The sequence below is a fragment of the Mesorhizobium sp. M7A.T.Ca.US.000.02.2.1 genome, from assembly GCF_003996995.1.
Taxonomy (GTDB): domain Bacteria; phylum Pseudomonadota; class Alphaproteobacteria; order Rhizobiales; family Rhizobiaceae; genus Mesorhizobium.
The window spans coordinates 1-5,990 of record NZ_RZTT01000372.1 but is presented as its reverse complement, the minus strand read 5'-3'; the positions used below and the strand labels follow the sequence as shown (position 1 = coordinate 5,990).

Sequence of the window (5,990 nt, the reverse complement as noted above, 5' to 3'; positions counted from 1 at the left end):
GCGTTTCGCCTCGTCCGAAGCCGAAGCTTTCTTCAATGAGAAGCTGGGCCTGAGCGTCAGCAGCGGCACGGTGGAAACCCTGTGCTCGCGTACCGAAGGATGGGCCGCCGGCCTGCAACTGGCCTCATTGTCACTCAGCGCTGCGCATGCCCCCGAAACCGTCATCGGCAATTTCACCGGCGCCAACCGCAACGTCGCCGACTTCCTGATGGGTGAAGTGTTCCTGGAATTGCCGCAGGCGATTGCGAAGTTCCTGCTCTACAGCTCGATTTTCGAACGCTTCAGCGCCGAGGCCTGCCGGGCGGTGATGCGGGCGGCCGACGCCGAGGCGGCGATTACCGAAATCGAGACGCGCAACCTGTTCCTCGTCCCGCTCGACGAAGAGCGGCGCTGGTTCCGCTATCATCATCTGTTCCGCGATTTCCTCAGCCGCGAAATGGAACGGCGCGAACCGGAGATGATCGCGCCGCTGCATCTGGCGGCCGCCGAATGGTTCGGCGAACGCAAGATGCTGACCGAAGCGATCGGGCACGCGCTGGCCGCCGGCGACCAGGCACGCGCGGCCGTGTTCGTCGAAAACAACGCGCTCGACCTCATTGCCCAGTGCCAGCTCCTCTACGTGCGTCAGCTCCTGGCACTGCTGCCGAGAAAGCTGATCGACCAGCGCATTCGTCTGCAGCTCGTCGTGCTGTGGCTGGCGGTTCACAGCAGCCAACCCGAGATTGCCAAGCAGACGCTAAGCAATGCGCGCAAGCTGGTCGAGACCGGACCGACTGACGGCAATGACCCCGGCACCATGACCGGAACCACGATCGAGGCCGAGCTCGTGGTCCTCGCAGCTGCCGTCCACAGCACGCTGGAGCAGTTCGATCAGGCGCGCGACACAGCCCTTGCAGCCCTGCGTATCATCGCGCCCGATGCCTGGTTCATGGAGGGCGCGACCGCCAACGTCATCGGCTACAACCTCTACGCGCTGGGTGACCTCGAAGGTGCCCGCGCCGCAATCGATGCGGCACGCCGGGCGCACGAGCGAAGCGGCAGCCTGCTCGGCGTCACCATCGCCAATTGTTACATGGCCGTCGTCGAGCGTTCGGCGGGGCGCTTGCCCGCCGCCGAGCGGCTGCTGCGCAACGCCATCATAGAGGCCAGGGCGCGGATCGGTGCAAACTCCTATGCCGAAGCCCTGGCCGGAACCCTGCTTGCTGAGCTCGCCTATGAGACCAATGCGTCGGGCGAGGCGCTGACCCTGGTCGAGAATCTCGGACCGCAGATCGAAGGCGCGGCGGTCATTGTCTATCCCTTGGCGAGCGTGCCGACCTATGCCCGCGTGCTGCAACTGACCGGCCGCACCGAAGCTGCACTGGACATGCTGGAGCGCGTCTATCAACGCGTGCGCGGCACGGTGTATCGCCGCCTGGCATCGATGATCATGCATGACCGCATACGCGTGCTGCTCGACAAAAACCGCCACGCCGAGGCGCGCGCGCTGCTGACCGAGCATCGCGGCGACGAGACCGAGGCTTCGGCCGTTGTCACCACCGCCAATGAGTTCGAGTTCTTTGCCGAGGCCCGCTTGCTGACGGCGGAGAAATCCTATGCCGCGGCCGCCCGTATTCTCGATGAATTGTTGGCGCGAACGAAAAGCAGCGGGCGCATGCGCCGCCATATCCTCGCGTTGATCCTGCGCGCCAAGGCAGCCAGCGCCACCCATGACCAACGCGTGGCGGATCGCTATCTTCTCGAAGCACTTCGTCTTGCCCAACCCTCCGGCTTCATCCGTTCCTTCGTCGACGAGGGAAGGCCTGTTATCGACGGGTTGATGCGGCTGCGTGCGGCTCAGGCGAAGACCGATCCCGCGCTGTCAGCCTATGCGACGCGCATCATCGATGCCGCGCAGGCGATGCCCGTGGCGACGCGCAAGCTGACCGCACCAGCCGCTGAGAAGGAACAGCTCACCCAGCGCGAAGCCGAACTGCTGCGCTATCTCACTGAGGGCATGTCCAATCGCGATATCGCCGTGGCGCTGTCGGTGAGCGAAACCACGGTGAAGTGGCATCTGAAGAACATTTTCGGCAAGCTGGCGGTATCGAACCGGGTCCAGGCCGTGCGCGCCGCGCAAGGGTCAGCAGGCGCCCATGCCCCTCCGAAAGGAGGGGTATAGATAACGGGCACAACCCCTCTTTCGGGTCGGGCCACATGATCGTTGGCCTGCTAGCGTCAGCTGGTTTTCGGAGGACGCTGCGGATGGCGACAGGCTACGTTTTTCACGAACAGCTGATGTGGCACGACACCGGCCCCAGCGCCGACATGATGCCGCCCGGCCGTTTCGTGGAACCCGGCCGCCATCTGGAATCGCCCGGCTCGAAGCGCCGGCTGAACAACCTCATCCAGGTCAGTGGCCTGTCGCGTCATCTGGTGCCGATCATCCCAGAGCCGGTCTCGATCGAGGACCTGCTGCGCGTGCACACGCAACGCCATGTCGACGATATCCGCATGCTGAGCGAGCGTGGCTCCGGTTTCGCCGGACCACAGGCGCCGATCGGTCTCAACAGCTTCGACATCGCGCTGCTGTCTGCCGGCACCACCTATGCCGCCATGCGCGCGGTGCTGACCGGCCGCGTCGACAATGCCTACGCGTTGGCGCGGCCGCCGGGGCACCATGCCGAACCCGACCAGGCGATGGGCAACTGCCTGTTCTCCAACATCGGCGTTGCTGTCCGCCGGCTGCAGCATGAAGGTTTGCTCGGGCGCGCCGCCGTGGTCGACTGGGATGTGCACCACGGCAACGGCACCGAGACGGTGTTCTATTCCGACCCGTCGGTGCTGACCATTTCCGTGCATCAGGACAATCTCTACCCGACCGGGCGCGGTGCGCTGGCCGACAACGGGAAAGATGCCGGCAAAGGCTACAACATGAACATACCGCTGCCGGGGGGCAGCGGCACCGGCGCCTATGAAGCGGCTTTCGACCGCGTCATCGCACCTGCGCTGCGCGCCTACAGACCGGACCTCGTCATCGTCGCTTCCGGCTTCGATGCATCAGGCTTTGATCCGCTCGGCCGCATGATGCTCAACAGCGAATGCTTCAGGCGTCTCGCCGCGCGCATGGTGGCGCTGGCCGCCGAGACCTCGCAAGGGCGTCTGATCATGACCCATGAGGGCGGCTACTCCGAAGGTTATGTGCCGTTCTGCGGCCATGCCGTCATCGAGACGCTGGCCAATCACCGTACCGAAGTGGTCGATCCGCTGTCGGACCATATCGACGAGTGGGCTGGGCAGGATCTGCAGCCACACCAGGCTGCTGCGCTCGTTGCCGCAGAGGGGCTGCTCGCCGGCCTGCGCCAACGTCTCGCAAGCGCGGCCTGACGCGATGGATTTTCTCATCACCACGCTGCTCAATGCTCTGACGCTGATCAGCATCCTGATGCTGGTCGGGCTCGGGCTGGCGATCAGCTTCGGGCTGATGAACGTCACCAATTTGGCGCATGGCGAGTTCGTCACCGTCGGCGCCTTCGCTGTCTATTTCGTCCAGAGTATAGGCGGCTCGTTCTGGCTGGGCCTGGCCGCCGCGCCCATCGCCGGCGCGGTGGTCGGCTGCATCCTCGAATTCGCCATCATCCGCCATCTCTATTCCAGGCCTGTCTCGACCGTGCTCGCCACCTGGGGCGTCAGCCTGATCCTGCAGCAAGGGCTGGAACTGACCTTCGGCCTCGGCGCCAAGCCGGTGACGCCGCCGATCGAGGGCACGCTCGATCTCGTCTTCACCGTCTATCCGGCCTACCGGCTGATCCTGATCGGCATCGCCATGCTGACCTTGCTCGGCGTCATCCTGCTGATCAGCCGGACGCCCTTCGGCCTCGATATCCGAACCGTCATCCAGAACCGCGAGATGGCCGAGGGCGTCGGCATCAACACGCGGCGTACCTACGCCATTGCCTTCACCTTCGGCGCGGCCATCGCCGGGCTTGCCGGCGGACTGGTCGCGCCACTGGCGATCGTGCTGCCGCAGATGGGGGTGAACTATCTCGCCAACGCCTTCTTCGTCGTCATCGTCGGTGGCGTCGGCTCGATTGGCGGCCTTGTCGCCGGCAGCGTCTTTGTCGGCGGGCTGACCAGCATCCTCAATTATCAGATCTCGCCGTCGCTGGCGCAGGCGATCGTGCTGCTGGCTGCCATCGTCGCTGTCCGTCTGCGGCCCAACGGTCTGTTCAACGGAGCGTCGCGATGATCGCCCGTGATCGCAACTGGCTGCTGATCTTCGCCACCTGCGTGGCGCTCGCGATCATCTATCCGTTCTTTGCCGGCGGCTATCAGCTGACGGTGATCCGCGACGCGCTGATCTTCGGCCTGTTCGCGGCGAGCCTCGACTTCTTCTGGGGCCGCACCGGAATCCTGTGTTTCGGCCACGCCGCCTTTTTCGGCATCGGCGGCTACATCATGGCGCTGGTCACACTCAATGATGCCATCCCCTTTGGAAGCTTACTCGGCATCATGGGTGCGGTGGCGGGTGCGGCCTTCGTCGCCGCCATCATCGGCTACTTCCTGTTCTTCGGCGGCATCCGTGGCAGCTATTTCACCATCGTCACGCTGGCCATGGGCGTCATCTGCCAGCAGGCCGCGGTCTCCTGGAGCTCGGTTACCGGCGGCGACAGCGGCCTGATCGGCATCCCGCCGATCGAGTTCGATCTTGGCGGGCTGCACGTCGATCTCAGCCAGGATCTGCCCAGCTATATCTTCGTCTCGGCCATCGTCGCCATGACGGTGCTGGCGCTCTGGTTGATCAGCCGTGGCCGCTGGGGCACGGTGCTGACCGCCATTCAAGACAATGAAATCCGGGCGGCCGCGCTCGGCCACAATGCGCCATTGCGGCTGCTTGTCACTTTCGTCCTGTCGGCGGCGATCGCCGGCCTTGCCGGCGCCCTCTATGTCTGTATGGCCGGGCTGGTGGCACCCGATCTGTCCGGGCTGCTTCTGTCGACGGAAGTTATCGTCTGGGTGGCGGTCGGCGGACGCGGCACGCTGCTTGGGCCAGTACTGGGCGCCATCTTCATTCAGCGCGCGCAGCAGACGATCAGCAGCTTCAACCCGAGCCTGTGGCCCCTTCTGCTCGGCTGTGTCTTCGTCATCATCGTCTTCGTCCTGCCGGATGGCATCCTGTCGATCTACGCGCGGCTGAAAGGCCTGTTCAAGGGCAGGAGGCGCGCGCAATGAGCGACATCCTGCTGCAGGCTGAAAATGTCGGTATCCGCTTTGGCGGACTGCAGGCGCTGGAGGCTCTGAACCTCACCGTACGAGACAAGGAGCTTTGCTGCATCATCGGGCCGAACGGCGCTGGCAAGAGCACTTTCCTCAACGTGCTGACCGGCACGCTGCGTCCGACCAGCGGCAGCGTGCGCTTCCTCGGCCATGACAGCGCCGGATTGCCGCTGCATCGCATCGCCCGGCTCGGCATCGCCCGCAAATTCCAGATTCCCTCGGTCTTCCCGAACCTCTCGGTGGAGGACAATCTGAAGGTCGCGCGCTGGGGCGCGCCTTCGCCAGTGCGCCCGGTTGGTGAACTCTTGGAACTGGTCGCGCTCGGTAACCGTGCCGCCACGCTGGCCGGCGAGCTCGCGCATGGCCAGAAGCAATGGCTGGAGATCGGGATGGCGTTGGCGATAGAGCCGCGCCTGCTGTTGCTCGATGAACCCACTGCCGGCATGACGCCGCAGGAGACGCTGGCCACGGCGCAGATGCTGCTGCGCCTCAAGGGCGAGTTCTCGATCGTTGCCGTCGAGCACGACATCCGCTTCGTGCGGGCGCTGAACTGCGAGACGTTGGTGCTGCATCAGGGACGCCGGCTGCGCAGCGGTCCTTTCCATGACATCGAGTCCGACGAGATGGTCCGCGATGTTTATCTGGGGAGGCGCTGATCATGCTGCGAACAATGGCGGTGTCGGCCGGCTACGGTCTGCTCCCCGTGCTGAACGGCATCGACCTCAGCGTCGCGC

General features: G+C 64.7%; 5 protein-coding genes. All 5 read left to right on the top strand.

Features of this window, described 5'->3' with window-relative positions:
• Positions 1-2,161, top strand: a 2,161-nt coding sequence (locus EOD15_RS26775; RefSeq protein ID WP_127408993.1) for a LuxR C-terminal-related transcriptional regulator, incomplete at its 5' end; no start/stop codon positions are given.
• Positions 2,162-2,244: 83 nt separating this feature from the next.
• The gene (locus EOD15_RS26770; RefSeq protein WP_127320911.1) at positions 2,245-3,366 is read left to right on the top strand and encodes a class II histone deacetylase; all 1,122 of its coding nucleotides are present in this window, start codon (positions 2,245-2,247) and stop codon (positions 3,364-3,366) included.
• Positions 3,367-3,370: 4 nt separating this feature from the next.
• On the top strand, positions 3,371-4,228 hold the full coding sequence (urtB, locus tag EOD15_RS26765) for an urea ABC transporter permease subunit UrtB (RefSeq protein WP_127320912.1): 858 nt from the start codon (positions 3,371-3,373) through the stop codon (positions 4,226-4,228).
• Complete coding sequence (locus EOD15_RS26760; protein ID WP_127320913.1) at positions 4,225-5,211, top strand: branched-chain amino acid ABC transporter permease; 987 nt, start codon at positions 4,225-4,227, stop codon at positions 5,209-5,211. The genes urtB and EOD15_RS26760 overlap by 4 nt, the downstream gene beginning before the upstream one ends.
• Positions 5,208-5,912, top strand: a complete 705-nt coding sequence (locus tag EOD15_RS26755; RefSeq protein WP_127408992.1) for an ATP-binding cassette domain-containing protein — start codon at positions 5,208-5,210, stop codon at positions 5,910-5,912. The genes EOD15_RS26760 and EOD15_RS26755 overlap by 4 nt, the downstream gene beginning before the upstream one ends.
• The last annotated feature ends 78 nt before the right edge of the window (positions 5,913-5,990 follow it).